This window comes from Acidovorax sp. FG60 (genome assembly GCF_057808995.1).
Genome location: NZ_JBMDJC010000011.1, coordinates 83,440 through 100,710, shown reverse-complemented (window position 1 = coordinate 100,710; position 17,271 = coordinate 83,440). Strand labels below are relative to the sequence as shown.

At 63.9% G+C, this 17,271-nt stretch carries 12 protein-coding genes and 1 pseudogene; 6 read left to right on the top strand and 7 right to left on the bottom strand.

Features of this window, described 5'->3' with window-relative positions:
* Positions 1–11: 11 nt before the first annotated feature.
* The 3 genes from ACODS0_RS17455 to hemC are packed head-to-tail and all read right to left on the bottom strand — an operon-like array spanning position 12 to position 2,916.
* Complete coding sequence (locus tag ACODS0_RS17455; RefSeq protein ID WP_228899930.1) at positions 12–1,157, bottom strand: uroporphyrinogen-III C-methyltransferase; 1,146 nt, start codon at positions 1,155–1,157, stop codon at positions 12–14.
* Complete coding sequence (locus ACODS0_RS17450; RefSeq protein ID WP_488836156.1) at positions 1,154–1,966, bottom strand: uroporphyrinogen-III synthase; 813 nt, start codon at positions 1,964–1,966, stop codon at positions 1,154–1,156. The genes ACODS0_RS17455 and ACODS0_RS17450 overlap by 4 nt, the downstream gene beginning before the upstream one ends.
* An 11-nt stretch (positions 1,967–1,977) precedes the next feature.
* On the bottom strand, positions 1,978–2,916 hold the full coding sequence (gene hemC, locus ACODS0_RS17445) for a hydroxymethylbilane synthase (protein ID WP_488836155.1): 939 nt from the start codon (positions 2,914–2,916) through the stop codon (positions 1,978–1,980).
* Positions 2,917–3,048: 132 nt separating this feature from the next.
* Here hemC and ppc point away from each other — a divergent pair, with 132 nt between their 5' ends.
* The 4 genes and pseudogenes from ppc to ACODS0_RS17425 all read left to right on the top strand — a co-directional run bounded on the left by ppc (position 3,049) and on the right by ACODS0_RS17425 (position 11,145).
* Entirely contained in the window at positions 3,049–5,838 is a 2,790-nt protein-coding gene (ppc, locus tag ACODS0_RS17440; RefSeq protein ID WP_488836154.1) for a phosphoenolpyruvate carboxylase, read from the top strand.
* 127 nt (positions 5,839–5,965) lie between these two features.
* A pseudogene (locus ACODS0_RS17435) lies at positions 5,966–6,763 on the top strand (DUF6531 domain-containing protein); the annotation flags it as partial.
* A 243-nt stretch (positions 6,764–7,006) separates the two neighbouring features.
* The gene (locus tag ACODS0_RS17430) at positions 7,007–10,732 is read left to right on the top strand and encodes an RHS repeat-associated core domain-containing protein (RefSeq protein ID WP_488836208.1); all 3,726 of its coding nucleotides are present in this window, start codon (positions 7,007–7,009) and stop codon (positions 10,730–10,732) included.
* Between the two features lie 8 nt (positions 10,733–10,740).
* Positions 10,741–11,145 carry a hypothetical protein gene (locus ACODS0_RS17425; protein WP_488836153.1) on the top strand — a complete coding sequence of 135 codons (405 nt, stop codon included), beginning with the start codon at positions 10,741–10,743 and terminating at the stop codon, positions 11,143–11,145.
* Between the two features lie 482 nt (positions 11,146–11,627).
* Here the strand turns inward: ACODS0_RS17425 and ACODS0_RS17420 are convergent, their stop codons facing one another.
* The 3 genes from ACODS0_RS17420 to ACODS0_RS17410 form a co-directional block, all read right to left on the bottom strand.
* The gene (locus ACODS0_RS17420) at positions 11,628–11,921 is read right to left on the bottom strand and encodes a hypothetical protein (protein ID WP_057225447.1); all 294 of its coding nucleotides are present in this window, start codon (positions 11,919–11,921) and stop codon (positions 11,628–11,630) included.
* Positions 11,922–12,302: 381 nt separating this feature from the next.
* Complete coding sequence (locus ACODS0_RS17415) at positions 12,303–13,661, bottom strand: AI-2E family transporter (protein ID WP_488836152.1); 1,359 nt, start codon at positions 13,659–13,661, stop codon at positions 12,303–12,305.
* A gap of 162 nt (positions 13,662–13,823) precedes the next feature.
* Positions 13,824–15,059, bottom strand: coding sequence for a spherulation-specific family 4 protein (locus ACODS0_RS17410; RefSeq protein WP_488836151.1), 1,236 nt, complete (start codon positions 15,057–15,059; stop codon positions 13,824–13,826).
* 142 nt (positions 15,060–15,201) lie between these two features.
* On the opposite strand from ACODS0_RS17410, the gene ACODS0_RS17405 reads away from it, so the two are divergent.
* Both ACODS0_RS17405 and ACODS0_RS17400 read left to right on the top strand, forming a co-directional pair.
* Entirely contained in the window at positions 15,202–15,939 is a 738-nt protein-coding gene (locus tag ACODS0_RS17405) for a hypothetical protein (protein ID WP_228899943.1), read from the top strand.
* The gene (locus tag ACODS0_RS17400; RefSeq protein ID WP_488836150.1) at positions 15,936–16,532 is read left to right on the top strand and encodes a FlgO family outer membrane protein; all 597 of its coding nucleotides are present in this window, start codon (positions 15,936–15,938) and stop codon (positions 16,530–16,532) included. The genes ACODS0_RS17405 and ACODS0_RS17400 overlap by 4 nt, the downstream gene beginning before the upstream one ends.
* Positions 16,533–16,662: 130 nt before the next feature.
* On the opposite strand, the gene flhC is transcribed toward ACODS0_RS17400, so the two are convergent.
* Positions 16,663–17,223, bottom strand: coding sequence for a flagellar transcriptional regulator FlhC (gene flhC, locus ACODS0_RS17395; RefSeq protein WP_488836149.1), 561 nt, complete (start codon positions 17,221–17,223; stop codon positions 16,663–16,665).
* Positions 17,224–17,271 lie beyond the last annotated feature (48 nt).

Here is a 17,271-nt window from a genome sequence, read left to right as displayed (position 1 = left end):
GTACCGCTCCCTTACCGGCCGGCTGCAGCTGTTGCCAGCGCAGAGAGCGTTTCGTCCAGGCGCGGCTGCTCGGCCGCCTTCATGCTGGCCTGGGCGGTCTGCAGCGTGCTGGCAGCGTTCTGCGTGCGGCGCGATGCCGGGTCAAAGTATTTGTTGAGCGCAGCGTTGGCGGCGGCCAGGTCGGCGCGGGCCGATTCGAACTGGCGCGCCAGCACGCCCAGGCGGGCATTGAGCAGCTTGAGCTTGAGATTCTCGCGCAGGAAGAAGGTCTGCTCGGGCGCCAGCAAGATGGCCTCGGGCTGGTCGATGCGGCTCACGCGCACCAGGCCCCGGGCCTCGTCGCGCACCACTTCCCAGCTGCGCTGCAGGGCTGCCTGCCACCAGGCCAGGTCGCCCTGGTTGAGCGGTGGCGTGTTTGTGGGAGCGGGTGTGGCTGCCAGGCGGCGTGTGGCGGCCGCCTGGGCCACGGCGTTCAGCACGGGCAGCTCGTCCACCTGGCGCACCAGGTCGTCCAGACGGGCCAGCAGGCCGGCAGTGTCGGTCACGGTGGCGCGGGTCAGGCGGTCCAGGTCGCGGCCAATGGCGCGCTGCACGGGGGCCAGGCGGGGCTGGGCGGCGCGTTCGATGCGCTGGTTGGCGCTTTTGAGCGCGGCCACCAGGGGCTCCAGGCTGCCGGTGAGCTGCGCCTGTTGCTGCGCCAGGCGGATGGCCGATTCGATGTCCACCACCAGGTTCTCGTCGCGCGAGCGCGACAGGCTTTGCATGAGTTCTTCGAGCTGGCTGCGCTGCAGCGCCACTTCGCTCACCCGCGCTTCGGCCACCGACAGGCGGGCTGCCGTCTCGCGCACCAGTTCTTCGGCCTGGCGGGCCATGGTGCGGGCCTCGATGGCCTGCGCGCCCGAGTCTGCGGACTGACGGGCAAGTTGCTCTTGAATGGCGCTGAGCTTTTGCCACAGCATGCCGCTGCTGACCAGCGCGGCAGCGGCCACCGCGCCCAGCAGCAGCGTGACGGCGCCACCCCGGCCCGGGGTAGGTGCTGGAGGTGCGGACGCGGCTGCCGGGCCCACGGCCGGTGCGCCCACGGGTGCCGCGACAGGTGCCGCCATGGGCGCTGCGGTGGGTGCGGGGGGCAGATCGTTGGGGGGCACGGAACTCATGCGGCCGATTCTATCGAGGCCACCACATCCTCCAGCGCCGGACGGCATTCCCGCACGGTGCCAAAGCCCGCTGCGCGGGCCGCTTCGGCGATGCGCGGGTGGGTGGCCAGTGCGTGCGCGGCGCCCCAGTGCTGGCCGGGCAGGGCCTCGGTCAGGTGGGCTACGGCTTCAGAGCTGCTCAGCAGCCAGATGGAGCCATCGCACGCTGCCTGTTGCGCCAGCGCCACCTCGCGCGCTGAAAAATGCGGCGCGCCGCGTTGGTAGGCCACCACAAACTCCACCGTGCCGCCCGCCGCCTCGATCTGGCGCGCCAGCCAGTCGCGGCCGTTGCCTGGGCTTTCATGTACACCCTGGGGCGTGGAGGACCTCCCGCGCACGATCAGCACGCAGTCGCCGGGCTGGATCTGCCCAGAGACCTGCTGCCACAGCGCTTCCGAGTCGAACTGGGGTGCATCCGGTGCCGGGCCGTCGATGCAGCCAGGCGGCACACCGGCCTGCTCCAGCGCACGCGCAGTGCCGGGGCCCGGAGCCCATGCTCTTGTTTTGATAGCTGCTAGTGCTTGTCCATCAAGCGCTAGGGCCTTATTTGGCTCAAAAAAATGAAACACCGCATTGCCACTGACAAACATCAGGGCCCGGTACTGTGGAAGCCGGGCATGCGCCTGGGTGAGTGCTTGCTCTGCTGCCGCGTCACGGCAGGGGCCGATGGCGATGAGTGGCAGGGCCACGGCATCCACACCGCGCGCGCCCAGCAGCTTGACCCAGTGCGCAGCCTCGCGGGCGGGCCGCGTGACGATCACCCGGGGCATGGCATGCGCGTTCAAACCAGGGGTTCGGCGCCCCGGGCACCACCGGCACGCAGGCGCTGCGCAATCGCGTCGCCCAGCGCTTCGGCCTGCGCCAGCGTGGAAACGGCGGCGCTGGCCGCTGCGCGCACCAGGGGCGCCTGCGCATCCACGTCGCCCCAGGCGGCGTCGAGCTGCAGCACGCCATCGGTGAACGTGCCGTGCGCTGCCAGCGGCATGGAGCAGCTGCCGCCCATGGCGCGGCTCACGGCGCGCTCTGCGGCCACGGTCAGCCAGGTGGTCTGGTGCGCCAGCGGCGCCAGTGCTGCGATCAGGTCTTGCCGGTCGCTGCGCACTTCAATGCCCAAGGCACCCTGGCCGGCTGCGGGCAGCATGGCCGTGGGCGCAAACGTGGCGCGGATGCGGGATTCGAGCCCCAGGCGCTTCAGGCCCGCAGCCGCCAGCACGATGGCGTCGTACTGGCCTTCGTCCAGCTTGCGCAGGCGGGTGTCGAGGTTGCCGCGCAAGGGCTCAATCTTGAGGTCGGGCCGCAAAGCCTGCAGCAGCACCTGGCGGCGCAGGCTGGAGGTGCCCACCACTGCACCCTGGGGCAGGGCATCAATGTTCGGGTAGTTGGGTGACACAAACGCATCGCGCGGGTCTTCGCGCTCCATCACGCAGGCCAGGGCAAAACCCTCGGGCAGCTCCATGGGCACATCCTTGAGCGAATGCACGGCAATGTGCGCGCGGCCTTCTTCCAGCGCCACTTCCAGCTCTTTCACAAACAGGCCCTTGCCGCCCACCTTGCTGAGCGAGCGGTCCAGGATCTGGTCGCCCTTGGTGGTCATGCCCAGCAGCTCCACTGTGTGGCCCTGTGCGCGCAAAAGAGCCTGTACATGCTCGGCCTGCCACAGCGCCAGGCGGCTCTCTCGGGTGGCAATGACGATGGAAAGGGGGGAATGGGCGAGGCTCAAGTTCGTAACCTGTTTGTAATCATTCAGGGGCGGGCGATGCTAGCATGCGCCCGCACTGGGGCCGGTGCGCCCCGGGGGATGCGGGGGCAGGCGGCGCCAGGTCACCTACCCACCTCCGGAGACCCACGCACCATGAAACGATCCGACAAGGACCAGCCCCTGATTGACGACATCCGCCTGCTTGGCCGTATTCTGGGCGATGTGATCCGGGACCAGGAGGGCGTGGCCGCCTACGAACTGGTCGAGCAGGTGCGCAAGCTCTCGGTGGCCTTCCGCCGCGATGCCGACCAGGAGGCCGACCGCGCGCTCAAGAAGCTGCTCAAGTCCCTGTCGGGCGACCAGACGGTGAGCGTGATCCGCGCCTTCACTTACTTCAGTCACCTGGCCAACCTGGCCGAAGACCGCCACCACATCCGCCGCCGCGCCGTGCACGAACGCGCGGGCGACACGCAAGAGGGCAGCATCGAAGTCGCCCTGTCGCGACTGCGCTGGGCTGGCATTGCGCCCAAGACCATCTCGCAGACGCTGGCGGGCAGCTACGTGGCCCCCGTGCTCACCGCCCACCCCACCGAAGTGCAGCGCAAGAGCATCCTGGACGCCGAGCGCGACATCGCCCAGTTGCTGGCCACGCGCGACGACATCCAGGTGCGCGCCCAGCTCTACAACAGCGCCAAAGACGCACTCACCCCGCGCGAGCTGGCCGCCAACGAAGCCCTGCTGCGCGCCCGCGTGGCCCAGCTGTGGCAAACCCGCCTGCTGCGCTACAGCAAGCTCACCGTGGCCGACGAGATCGAGAACGCGCTCTCTTATTACGAAGCTACCTTCCTGCGCGAGATCCCCAAGATCTATGCGGACCTGGAGAACGAGCTGGGCCAGTACCCCGTACACAGCTTTCTGCGCATGGGCCAGTGGATCGGCGGCGACCGCGACGGCAACCCCAATGTCACTGCGCAAACGCTGCAATACGCCCTGGGCCGCCAGGCCGAGGTGGCCTTGCGCCACTACCTGACCGAGGTGCACTACCTGGGTGGCGAGCTGTCGCTGTCGGCCCGTCTGGTGCAGGTGTCGGCCGAGATGGAGGCCCTGGCCCAGCGCTCGCCCGACACCAACGAACACCGCGTGGACGAGCCCTACCGCCGTGCGCTTACTGGCATCTATGCGCGCCTTGCCGCATCGCTCAAGGATCTGACCGGTGGCGAAGCCGCGCGCCATGCCGTGGCGCCGCAGAACGCCTATGCCAATGCCGAGGAGTTCCTGGCCGACCTGCGCGTGATCGAAGCGTCATTGAAGTCGCACCATGGCGAAGCCCTGGCCGCAGAGCGCCTGCACCCGCTGATCCGCGCCGTGCAGGTGTTCGGCTTTCACCTGGCCACGGTGGATTTGCGCCAAAGCTCTGACAAACACGAAGAAGTGGTGGCCGAGCTGCTAGCCAAGGCCCGTATCGAGCCCAACTATGCAAGCCTGCAAGAGGCCGCCAAGCGCGCACTGCTTATCAAGCTGCTGAACGACGCCCGCCCCCTGCGCGTGGTGGGTGCCGAATACTCTGCCCATGCCAAGGGCGAGCTGGCCATCTTCGAAACCGCCCGCGTCATGCGCGAGCGCTTCGGCCACGAAGCCATCCGCCACTACATCATCAGCCACACCGAAACCGTGAGCGACCTGCTGGAAGTGCTGCTGCTGCAAAAGGAAGTGGGCCTGATGAATGGAACCTTGGACACCGAGTCCAAGAACCACCTCATCGTGGTGCCGCTGTTCGAAACCATTGAAGACCTGCGCAATGCCGCGCCCATCATGCGCGAGTTCTATGCACTGCCCGGCGTGGCTGCCCTGGTGCAGCGCAGCGGTGGCGAGCAGGACATCATGCTCGGCTACAGCGACAGCAACAAAGACGGCGGCATCTTCACCAGCAACTGGGAGCTGTACCGCGCCGAGATCGCACTCGTTGAACTCTTCGACGAACTCGCCACCAGCCACGGCATCCAGCTGCGCATGTTCCACGGCCGGGGCGGCACCGTGGGCCGGGGCGGCGGCCCCAGCTACCAGGCCATCCTGGCGCAACCCCCCGGCACCGTGCGCGGCCAGATCCGTCTGACCGAGCAGGGCGAAGTCATCGCCTCCAAATACGCCAACCCCGAGATCGGCCGCCGCAACCTCGAAACCCTGGTGGCCGCCACGCTCGAAGCCACGCTGCTGCAGCCCACCAAGCCCGCCACCAAGGCGTTTCTGGACGCCGCGGCGCAGCTCTCGCTGGCCAGCATGGGCAGCTACCGCGCGCTGGTGTACGAGACCCCCGGTTTTACTGACTACTTCTTCAACTCCACCCCCATCCGCGAGATCGCCGAGCTCAACATCGGCTCCCGCCCCGCCAGCCGCAAGGCCAGCCAGAAGATCGAAGACCTGCGGGCCATCCCCTGGGGCTTCAGCTGGGGCCAGTGCCGCCTCACGCTGCCCGGCTGGTACGGCTTTGGCTCGGCGGTGGACGCCTTTGTGAACACCGAAGGCAAAGACCCCAAGACCCAGCTGGCCCTGCTGCAAAAGATGTACCGCCAATGGCCGTTCTTCCGCACCCTGCTGTCCAACATGGACATGGTGCTGGCCAAAAGCGACCTGGCCCTGGCCTCACGCTACAGCGAACTCGTCACCGACGCCCGCCTGCGCAAAAAGGTGTTCACCAGCATCGAGGCCGAATGGCACCGCACGGCAGAGGCCCTCACCCGCATCACCGGCGACAAACAGCGCCTCACCCACAACACGGCCCTGGCCCGCTCCATCAAACACCGCTTCCCGTACATCGACCCGCTGCACCACTTGCAGGTTGAGCTGGTGCGCCGCTGGCGCGCAGGGCAGGGGGATGAGCGGGTGCAGACGGGGATTCATATTTCTATCAATGGGATTGCTGCGGGGTTGAGGAATACCGGCTAGCAGAACGCGGCTGAAATTGAGAGGACTGCCGGGGATTATTTATAATTTTCTCCGGTTGTGGAGTTTGCTCGCGTTTTTCAAGCAGTTGTGAGCGGGTTGAGTATTAATAATAAGAGAGGGAGCACCCATGAGTGCATTTTTTAGGGCGGTTTTTATATTGTTTGCGATGCTGGCTGGTGGTCAGGTGCAGGCTCAAAGTAATTATTCTGATGTGTGCATTGAAGGGAGCCCGGCGGGTTTCATGATCTGCCGCTTGAAGCCTGATGTTTTTACGGAATGGGTATATGGATCGGGGTATGGCATTGCCCCGTATGATGTGCCAGGCGGGTATTCTACTGAGGCTAAAGCTGTTCATGAAACCATGAACCGCCTCGTTTATTCAAGTACCGGCTTCAAAAATATGTGTGCAGTCTCGCATTCGCTGGCTGGCACGACAACCGTCTATACCAGGGATGGTTTCATTTTATCCAATGCATCCATTTGGCAATCGAGAACTCTGAATATCACAAAAGGCTGGATTGTGGATGGAAAATGTAAGGATATTTCAACCGTTGGTGTGGAAATCTATGCCAAACGCCACTTTCAATGCAATCATCTGGAGCGCGGTGCACGTGTAAATTGGGCGCCTGACCTGCAAAGTAACATTTGTGCTACCCCGACGAATTCAACCCCGCCGCCTTGTGAAACATGCCCCCAAACCGCCCTCAAAGGCAACCCCATTCTTGTTCCTACCCGAGAAAAGGTGGAGTTAGCGATGGACCTGGTCAACGCAGGTCCTATGCCGCTGGAGTTTCGTCGGATCTATCGAAGTCATCGGGCACGGGACAAGGATATTTGGTTCAGCGGTTACTTTAACGGCCCCGTCCCAAGTTCGATGGGGCCCGGCTGGCTTCATAACCACAACATCCACCTTGCAGTTGCCGGTAAAGATACCAGTGGAGAGATTCATTCAAGAAGCGGCTCTGAAAGCGGCGTGGATGTGGGCACCGGCCCCTTGGTGGTAAGAATTCAAATGGGTGACGGGACGTTTAATTACTTCTATCGTCCAAACACCGGTTCAGCCTTTGTTGGCCGCAACAAACTTCAAACGCTTGAATTCAATGGTACTCGATGGATATTTAACGATGGTGAAGCCGAGATACGGTATGCCTTTGGTTTGAAGGGGCTTTTGGAAGAGCAGGTATATCGCAATGGCTGGCGCTTGGTCTATGGCTACAACACGCAGGGCCTTCTGGCCGTGGTGCAAAACAATTTTGGCCAGAGTCTGCAGTTTACGTATGGGGGCGCTCCGAATGGCGCGCTGATCTCTGTTACCAGCAGCGATCAGCGCAGCGTGTCGCTGATGTACGCGGATACGGGGTTTCTAACGTCTGTGCGTCAGGCAGACGGCACCACCATTCAGTACGCATATACCAACGCTACTGCCAAGGTGGGCTCCTTGCTGGCCGGGCGTATTGACGAGCAGGGGGTGCGATACACCACCTTCAATTACGACACGGAGGGCTGGGCGCTCAGTACAGAAAAAGCGGGCGGGGTGGATAAGTACACGGTGCCTACAAATAACGGGTATGTAGATCCTCTTGGCACCAAGCGTAGTCACAGCTTCCGCATTTATGGAAACGAGCTGGTTTTTGTGGGGGCGTCGCCAGCGCCAGCTTCTCCTAGTGAGCTTCCCATCGCTTCCCGCACTGTGCGCTCAGATGGTCTTGTGGAGCTCGAATACGACCAGTCCAGCAACCGGTCTACCTACCAGTGGGACGCGCCCCGCCGCCTCCCCATCTCCGTCACCGAGGGCGTAGGCGCCCCCGAATCGCGCATCACCCAAGTCACCTGGCACCCCCAGTGGCGCCTGCCGGTGACCATCACTGAACCGGGCCGCGTTACCAGCTACGCCTACGACAGCCTGGGCAACCCCCTGACCCAGACCATCACCGACACCGGCGGTGGCTCCGGCAGTTCAGGCACCACCCGCACCACCAGCTGGACCTACCACGCCAGCGGCCTCGTCGCCACCGAAACCGCCCCCAACGGCGCTACCACCAGCTACCAGTACGACAGCGCAGGCAACCTCACCCGCGCCACCAACGCCCTGGGCCATGTAGACGCCTACACCCACGATGGCGCAGGCCGCGTGCTCAGCCACACCGCCCCCACGGGGCTGGTCAGCACCTACACCTACGACGCCCGGGGCCGCATGCTCACCGCCAACCGGGGTGGGCAGCTCACCACGTTCACCTACCGCCCCAGCGGCCAGGTGGCCACCGCCAGCCTGCCGCACGGCCATGTGGTTACCTACACCTACGACACCGCCCAGCGCCTCACGGGCTGGAGCGACAACCGGGGCAACTCCGGCGCCTACACCCTGGACGCCATGGGCAATCGCACGCTGGAAGACATCCGCAACCCCCAGGGGCAAACGGTATGGCGCCTGGCGCGCTCCATCAATAGTCTCAATCGTGTGGCCTCTGCCACCATTGGGGGGCAGACCACCACCTATGGCTACGATGCCAACGGAGACTGGGTGTCTACGACCAACGGTTTGAACCAGAGAACAAGCCAATCCCTGGACGCCCTGCGCCGCACCAAGGCCATCACCAATGCCGAAAACGCCACCGCATCCCTGACCTACAACGCCCTTGACAGCGTCATCCAGGCCAAGGACGCCAAGAACGTAACCACCACCTACACCCGCGACGCCCTAGGCAACGCCACCACAGAAACCAGCGCCGACACCGGCACCGAAACCGCCCAGTACGACGCCCTGGGCCTGCCCAGCACCATCACCGACGCCCTGGGCCAGGCCACCACCATCGAACGCGACCTGCTGGGTCGCCCCACGCTCATCACCCATGCCGACGGGCGCACCACCACCCTGCGCTACGACCTCACGGCTGCCAGCAAAGGCTACCTGGGCGAAATCCTCGACCCCAGCGGCACCACCACCTACGAGCGCGACGCCCACGGCCGCGTCACCACCAAAACCCAGCGCCTGATCAACGGCGACACGCGCAGCGTCAGCTACGCCTACAACGCCCAGGGCCTGCTGGCCAGCACCACCTACCCCGGCGGGCAAGTGCTGCAAAACGTTTACGACACCACCGGCCAGCTCACCGGCCTGACCTGGGCGGGCCAACTGCTGGTGAGCGGCATCACCTGGAACCCCCTGGGCCAGCCCACCGGCTGGAGCTGGAGCCTGCCCGGTGGCGCGGCCCCCATCCCGGCCACCCGCAGCTACAACACCGCAGGCCAGCTCACCGCCACGGAATTCAGCGGCTACCAGTACGACGCAGCGGGCCGCATCACGGGCATCACCCAAGACCTGTGGCAGCCTGCCAGCACCAACCCCCAAGACAGCACCCTCAGCCAAGCCACCAAGCTCTGGACGGTGAAGTACGACCTGGCGGGCCGCATCATCCAGCTTGGAGACACAGGGCGCACCACCACCTACACCTACGACGCCAACGGCAACCGCAAAACCAGCGTGCAGACCACCACCGTGGGCACCCCTGGCACCATCAGCCGCACCTACGGCAATGCCAGCACCCACAACCGCCTGCTGGGCTTTACGCAAACCGCCACCGCAGGCAGCAACAGCGCTACCACCAGCGTCACCTACCAATACAACCCCGCAGGCGACCTGCTGGGCGACGGCCTGACCAGCTACCGCTACGACAGCGAAGGCCGCATGGAAAGCGCCAGCACCGGCCAAGGCGAAGACGCCCCCACCACCAAATACGCCCACAACGGCCTGGGCCAGCGCGTGTTCAAGACCGAGCCGCTGTACAGCAGTACCCCGGCCAGCGGCAGCAGCAACAAAAACCTCAACAACCTGCTGGCCGACGACGACGAACCGCAGGCAGAACCACCCGGCCTCATCCAGCAAATCCTCAGCTTCTTCAGCAAACTCTGGAGCCCCAGCACCAGCGACGCAGAAAAGCTGGGCTACAGCTACGTCTACGCAGAAGACGGCAGCCTGCTGGGCGAATACGGCTCAGGCGGCAGCAACAGCACCGGCACCGCGCAATACCTGTACCTGCCCACCGCCAGCGGCCCCATGCCCATAGCGGCCGTGATCAAAGGCCAAACCTATGCCGTCCACAGCGACCACCTGAACACCCCCCGCAAACTCACCCAGCCCGACGGCCAGGTGGCCTGGCAATGGGCGTACAGTGCGTTCGGAGACGAACAGCCCACCATCGGGGCCAAGCGATTTACCAGTGAGAGCACGAACCCGACGACGGGCGCCACCAGCATCCCGGAAGTCACGTTCAACCTGCGGTATCCGGGGCAGTACTTCGACAAGGAGACGAAGCTGCACTACAACTACTTCCGCACGTATGCGCCGAGCACGGGGCGGTATACGCAGGGGGATCCGATTGGGTTGGATGGGGGATTCAACAGATTTGGGTACGTAAATCAAAACGCATTGTCATTTATTGACCCTGCAGGATTGAGTGCGACTGATATTGAGATTATGCTTAAGGAACTAGCATATGAATTTGACGAATTTCGACCAAGAGGAACTTGGATGTTTGGTGTTCCTAGTAATCCTGATGACATTGCTGCGACAGAATTAATATCTGGAAATATGATTTTTCGTCCTGAATGGTCTACCCCTGGGTGTTTGTCGCCTGAAGAATTTAATACTCGAATTAGCAAGGTTTTTCATGAGGGTATGCATAGTACGGATAGTGCGTTTCGGAGAATTTTTGGAGGCGAGGCAAATCACGAATTAATATGGAATCGTGAGAGATGGGAATTTGGGGTTATGCATCCAAGTAAGAGAAAAAAGAAGGGGGCGATGTGGGGAAATCCGAGATCAACCCCCGTGGATGAGGATGCCATCTACAGCAGGTATTTAAAGAGCAATCCAGACTGCACTTGTAGACGATAGGAAAAAGCATGAGTCGTCCAAAAGTTGTTGTTTTGATTTTATTTCTATCAATTGGTTTTATATTATTTGGATTTTTGTTCTTTGGGAAGGCGCATGAAAATCAGCGCGAGAAAACTACAAATATGAATATTTCTGATGTGGGTGCCGCTATTGGTTTGTTTGAAAAAGAATATCATCGTTATCCTATAGTATTAGAGGAATTGGCTCCGCCGCAAGGGAATTTTATATATCCAACCGCGCGTGTTCTTGATGGATGGGAACAACCGATCAGGTATTATTTGACGGAGGGGGCTATAAAGCCTTTCAATCTGTACTCGATTGGTAAAAATGGCAGGGACGAGCATGGTTCTGGGGATGATTTGAGTTTTTGGACTTTAGAAAATGCAGGCCTGGAAGGGCGGATTCAAAAGTGAAGTGCAACACGCTCCACTCATGCTGGCTCTCAGCTATTGAAAACTCCTAATTTCATAGCTGCCAGCGCTTACTCATCAAGCGCCAGAGGCCAATTCGGCCTCAAACCCGCCAAGGCCAGCAGGCTCCCTCCCTGCTGGCCTTGGCCTCTTGGTTGCCGGGGCGACATCCCATGCCATCAGCCTCCCCAGGATTTCCCCGGCCAGCCATGGCCACCCGCACCTGCTGGGCGACGGCCTGACCACCTACCGCTACGACAGCGAGGGGCGCATGGTGAGCGCCAAAAAACAAGGGGGCAGGCAGTAGAGTTTTCGAGGCATTCCAACACCAACAAAAAGGGCTCCCAAAGGGAGCCCTTTTTGCCTGCCCGCCCCTGCGGTTCAGTTAACACTCCCCATGGCAGCGCCACCCGCAAATGCAAAGTGCCACCACCATGGGAAGTCCCGCAACTGCTTCAACCAATCTCAAGCAGTTGGTCTACCAATTACATGGCGCTGAATTCGCCCGAAGGGATCTTGCCGGTGCGCAGGGCTTCCGCAGCCTGGGCACGCACAGCAGCGCGGTCAGCGGTGGAGGTGTAGGTCACCACACGCGAACCAGCAGGTTCCTGGCTGCGGGTCTGGGCGACGGTTGCGGCTTCAGCGGCCACTTCAGCGCGGGTGCGGTTCGTTTCGAACTTCAGGGCGAATTGCGAGCTGTCGGCTTCGTCAGCCTGGGCGCCAAAAGAAGCGAAAGCGGCAACAGCAGCGACGGAGAGGAAACGGGCGGTCTTGTTCATGATGAAAATCCTTGAAAGTTAAAAAGCGTCTCAAAAAAGCCGGGTCAAAAACCATTCCTGAACCGGGTTCGGTGAGTCGCCTTGCGGGTTCGGCTCATCGATGGGATGAACTGTACGCCGATGGTGTTCACGAAAAAACTACCTGGTCGCGAACTAACTGTTCCAGTATTGGAAACAATCTTTGAGGCCGCCTTGACCTCCTGGGCCACGCAGGTGCGCCGTGATGGTGAGTGATGTGGGTGGGGTGGGAGAGGTGGGAGAGGTGGGTGAGGTGGGTGAGGTGGGTGAGGTGGGTGAGGTGGGTGAGGTGGGGCTGAGATGCCCATCGCCCCGCAGCGTGGCGAGGGGGGGCATCTGCCGGTTTGCGGCAGATGCCGTGTGTCAATCCCCCAGCAATTCGCCCACGGCCTTCAGATCTTCGACCCGGTCGCACACGGCTTTCACGGCCATCATCACCGGGATGCCCAGCAGCAGGCCCCACAGGCCCCACAGCCAGCCCCAGGCGAGCACGCTGACGAACACGGCCACGGGGCTCATGCTGCTGGTGCGGCTGGTGAGCCAAGGGGTGAGCAGGTTGCCTACCAGGGTGTGGATGACCAGCGATGCACCGCCGATGGCCAGGGCCATGTCCAGGGTGCCGAACTGCAGGAAGGCCACCAGGGCCGATGCGCCGGTGACCAGGGCCGAGCCGATGTAGGGCGCGAGGTTGAGCACTCCGGCCGCCACACCCCACACGGCGGCGTTCTCCAGGCCCAGGGCCCAGTAGGCAAGGCCGGTGGCCACGCCCACCAGCACGCTGGTGAACACCTGCACCATCAGGTAGCGCTGGATCTGGTTGGTGATGTCTTCCAGCACGTGGATGGTGACCTTGCGCCGCTCCAGGCTGGTGCCCGCGATGCGCAGCAGCTTGTTGCGAAACAGGTTGCCCGATGCCAGCGCAAAGTAGGTAAGGAACACCACCACCGTGAGCTGCCCCAGCGCGGACATGAGCCCCATGGTGCCGCTCCACAGGTAGTCGCGGATGTTGAAGGGCGGGCGCTCTACCACCACGCGCTGCACGCCGCGCCGAGGTGGGCTGGCGGTGGCGCTGTTTTCGTTGGCGGCCTGTTCGATCTGCGTTGCGGCCTTTTGCATGGTGTCGAGCGGGCTGCTGGCGCCGGTGCGCGCCTTGAGGCTGTCGCGCACCTTCTTGGCGGCCACGGGCAGCGAGTCCACCAGTTGCGCGGCGCCGTCGCTCAGCGACCAGGCGGCGCTGGCCAGGCCCACCACGATGGCGATCAGCAGCACACCGGCCCCCAGCCAGCGGGGCACGTAGCAGCGCCGCAAGACTTCCACCACAGGCCGCAGTGCCGTGGTGAGCAGCAGGCTGAGCATGATGGGGATGAACACGGCGCTGGCCCAGTGCAGCAGGGCCACGCTGGCAAACAGCGCCAGCAGCGCGAGCGAGAGGTTGCGCACGTCCACGGGCATGTGGAGCATGAGCGGGCCGGGGAGGGATGCGGTGGCTGCGGGCGCGCCGCTTGGTGGTTGCGCAGGCGGTGGGGGGCTGTCGGGGGTTGACCGGGCTTTGGCGGGTGGGGCCGCTTCGTCCGCTTCGGCCATTTGGGCCACTGGTTCGGGGTCGCCCGCCGCAGGCGCGTGGGGGGGCAAGGTCGGGGCTGCGTCAGCGGCGGGGCTGCCTGGCTGTGGGGGCTCGGCAGCGGAGGCGGGCGGGGATGCAGGGGTGGGCTCGGTCATCATGCGCGGATTGTGATGGGACTCGGGCCTGCTGGGTTGTAGGTCGGGCTGACATGCAGTGTGTCGGCGGGGGGATGTGGCGGTTCGGAAGCTCTGGCGGGTGGTTTGCCCGGCGACCCGCCAGCGGTGCCTGTGTGGCAGGGTTCGGCGCCCTGCCCGTTGGCATCAGCACAGCGGCAGCGGGCGCTTCTTGTTGAGTGCATCCACCGTGCCCAGCAGTTGCTGCCAGTAGGTGGGCAGTGATGACCACGAGGCGCCGATGGCCAGGTTGGTGGCATAGACCATGCCGGTGTTCAGGCGGGGCCGGTGGGCGTGCTTCACGGCAGCCTGCATGTCGGTGCAGGTGCTGGCGGTGTGGACCAGCATGGCCTGGGCGGCGTTGTCCTTGGCGTAGACCCAGGTGCTGGCGGGCTGGGGGTCTGTGGCCTGGTAGGCGGCGGCATTGCCAGCGTAGGTGACCAGCGTGTCGGCCACGCCCGCATAGGCCGCTACGGGGTAGGTGCCTGGGTTGCCGATCACGGTGGGCGCGTTGGGCGGCGTGGCGCCTTTGCTCATGCCCGAGGCCCGGGCCTTGGCGTAGTTGTAGACGTCCTGAAAGTACGCCAGCCGTGCGCTGTCGGTGGCCATGCCGTCCAGGAAGAAGCCGTCGAGCTGGTCGGGGTAGAGGCGGATGTAGTTGTCGATGGTGGCCTTCACGTCAGCCACCGAGCGCGACCCGCCGCTGCCCGAGGTGGCCACGTAGGCGACGACTTTGTTGGTGGTGCCCGCCACGGCCTTGAAGTCTGTGATGGCCGTGAGCAGGTCGTCGTCAACCTCGGAGTCCGCGGTCAGCACGCCGTCGCTGGCGCTGGCCACTGCAGTGATCTGCACGTCCGGGTAGCTGGCTGCGCCGCTGGTGAGGGTGGCCCAGGGCGATGAGGTGCCGCTGGCGCTGAAATACGCGGGCACCAGCACCTGCAGGTTTTTGTGGGTGGGGCGCACGTAGTACGTGAGGCTGTCGCCCGCCGTGTTGGCGCTGCTGGTGGCCGTGGCGCTGACCTGGAAGGTGGCGCTGGGCGGCAGGCTGCTCACGGTGAGCGTGGTGCTGGCCACGCTGGCCACGGTGGTGGGCGCCACGGGGGAGAAGGTGGCGGCTGCGGAGGGGCTGACGGTAAAGGTGACCACCGTGCCGTTGGGGGCTGCGCCGCCGTTGACGGTAACGTCGGCCGCCAGCGGCTCGGAGGCGCCGGGTTCGAGCACGTTCTCGGTGGGCTGCACGAAATGCAGCGTGACGGGCGCGCTCGCGGGTGGCGGTGGGGCTGTCGTGTTGTTGTCCTTGTCCGTGGCGCCGCCGCAGCCCGCCAGTGCCGCAGTGAGGGCCATCAAGGACGCGAGGCGGTGGGTGCGGGTTGTGGTGAGCATGGTCTTCACGGAGGGTTGGTATGAATGGGTTGATTGTGAAGGTTCGTGCGTGCGGCTCCAAGGGCTGAAACGGCCGCTTTGACCGGGAAAAACGGCCTTGTTGCGCCGATTGCCGCAGGCGGGCGCCAGTACCATGGCCCACATGCCATCCTTCCTTCACCGCATTCCGGCCGCCGCAGCAGCCTTGCTGTGCGCAGCGCTGCTGGTCGGCTGCGGCACGCTGGACGTGCCGCGTGCCGACAACTACCCCGCCACCGGCCAGAAGAAAGCCCGCGCCGTGCACCACTGGGATGTGCTGGCGGGCGATGTGGCCGGGCGCGTGGCCGAAAAAATCGCATCCTGGCCCGAGGGCGAATACCCGCTGTACGTCACGGTGGCGGACAACTCCAGTTTCAACCAGAGCTTTCTCAAGTTGCTCAAGGTGCACCTGCTGAACCGGGGCGTGGCGGTGTCCACGGTGCCCACGGCGGTGGAGCTGGAGGTGCAGACGCAACTGGTGCAGCACGGGTCTGGCTCACCGCGCGGCCTGCCCGTGCCCATGGCCGGCACCATCATCGGCACTGGCGTGGGCGTGTGGCGCGACTGGGCGGTGCACTATTCCGACCGCACCCTGTTGCCGGGTGTGGCCACGGCCCTGGGCGTGGGGGCAGGGGTGGCGCTGGACATGGCCCAGCTCTACACCCAGGGCGCCGCCGCAGGCGGACCCACGCGCACCGAGGTGCTGATCACGTCCACGCTCAAATCGCGCGACCGGTACCTGGCCGGAACGGCCGATCTGTATTACATCGAGGGGGCCGACGCGGTGCTGTATCAGCCCGAGCGACCGCCCGCGCCTGCACCGATGACGCCCGTCAAGACCTGGCGGGTGGTGGCGCCATGAAGGGGCTGTGGACGTCGCAACAAGCTCCCCGGGGCGCACGCGCCGCCAGCTGGTGGGCGGCTGCCGCCCTTGCGCTGGCGGGCCTGCAGGGCTGCGAGACCACCAACCCCATGCACAGCTACTACTACGGTGACCGGGCGGGCGGAATATCGCGCTCCAACCTCATCGAGCTGAATGAACGCGCCACCGATACGCTGCTGCAGACCGCACCGCTGGATGCCAACCAGCCCGTGCTGGTGGCCACGCTGGTCAATGTGGACCGGCTCACTGAATCGTCGCGGCTGGGCCGCATCTTCTCGGAGCAGATCGCGGGCCGCATGGTGCACCGGGGTCTGAAGGTGACCGAGGTGAAACTGCGCGAGAACCTGCTGCTGCAGCGCGACCAGGGTGAGCTGCTGCTGTCGCGCGAAGTGCGCGAAGTGAGCCAGTCGCAGAACGCGCAGGCCGTGGTGGTGGGCACGTATGCGGTCTCCACGTCGGTGGTGTACATCAGCCTCAAGCTGGTGAACCCGGCAGGCAACACCGTGGTGGCGGCGCACAACTATGCCGTGCCAATGGATGAAAACGTGCGCGCGCTGCTTGCAGGGCGTTGAGCGGTGAGCATGGAGGACTGCCTGCCACATGCAGGAAAGCCCCTTTGAGGGGCGGCGTCCCTTTTGCTATTAAAAATATAGCTTGTTGCGCTTGTGGATAAAGCGTTGGAGCCTATTTTTCCTCAATTTCTCAATGCAACATGAGTGCGCCAGCCGTCTTGCTCTTGCCGGCGCGGGCGGGTGGGTTGCACAGGCCGCAGGTGAAGTGGCGGTTCTCATACAGCTCGGTCACGAAATGGCCGCTGCACTGGCTGCACTTGGTGCGCGTCAGCATGCCAGCGTCCACAAATTTCACCAGGCGCCAGGCGCGTGTGAAGGAGAGCAGGGGTTCGATCTCGGCCGTGGCGACCTGTTCGTTGTACAGGCGGTAGGCTTTGGTCAGCAGCTCCACCGAATCCAGGTCCACGCCCTTGGACAGGTATTCGTAGATGTTCAGGAACAGCGAGCTGTGGATGTTCTCTTGCCAGGTCAGGAACCAGTCGGTGGAGAAGGGCAGCTGGCCTTTCGAGGGTGATTTGCCCGCGATCTCTTTGTACAGCCGGATCAGGCGTTCATACGAGAGCGTGGTTTCCGATTCAAGCACCTGCATGCGGGCGCCCATCTGGATCAGCATGGCCGCGCGTTCGATCTGCTTGGATTCGTTCAGCACGCTCTTGGCGGGGGCTTTGGCAGCGGGTGCGTTGGTGGACATGGCGGGCTTTCGGTGGAGACTGGGGGAAGAGGGCTGCGGGCAAATGCT

Bases quoted from the DNA above. Each gene is read 5' to 3' on its own strand.
- flhC (WP_488836149.1), bottom strand. From the start codon at position 17,223: ATGTCCACCAACGCACCCGCTGCCAAAGCCCCCGCCAAGAGCGTGCTG.
- ACODS0_RS17455 (WP_228899930.1), bottom strand. From the start codon at position 1,157: ATGAGTTCCGTGCCCCCCAACGATCTGCCCCCCGCACCCACCGCAGCG.
- ACODS0_RS17425 (WP_488836153.1), top strand. From the start codon at position 10,741: ATGAGTCGTCCAAAAGTTGTTGTTTTGATTTTATTTCTATCAATTGGT.
- ACODS0_RS17420 (WP_057225447.1), bottom strand. From the start codon at position 11,921: ATGAACAAGACCGCCCGTTTCCTCTCCGTCGCTGCTGTTGCCGCTTTC.
- ppc (WP_488836154.1), top strand. From the start codon at position 3,049: ATGAAACGATCCGACAAGGACCAGCCCCTGATTGACGACATCCGCCTG.
- ACODS0_RS17415 (WP_488836152.1), bottom strand. From the start codon at position 13,661: ATGATGACCGAGCCCACCCCTGCATCCCCGCCCGCCTCCGCTGCCGAG.
- ACODS0_RS17405 (WP_228899943.1), top strand. From the start codon at position 15,202: ATGCCATCCTTCCTTCACCGCATTCCGGCCGCCGCAGCAGCCTTGCTG.
- ACODS0_RS17410 (WP_488836151.1), bottom strand. From the start codon at position 15,059: ATGCTCACCACAACCCGCACCCACCGCCTCGCGTCCTTGATGGCCCTC.
- ACODS0_RS17450 (WP_488836156.1), bottom strand. From the start codon at position 1,966: ATGCCCCGGGTGATCGTCACGCGGCCCGCCCGCGAGGCTGCGCACTGG.
- ACODS0_RS17400 (WP_488836150.1), top strand. From the start codon at position 15,936: ATGAAGGGGCTGTGGACGTCGCAACAAGCTCCCCGGGGCGCACGCGCC.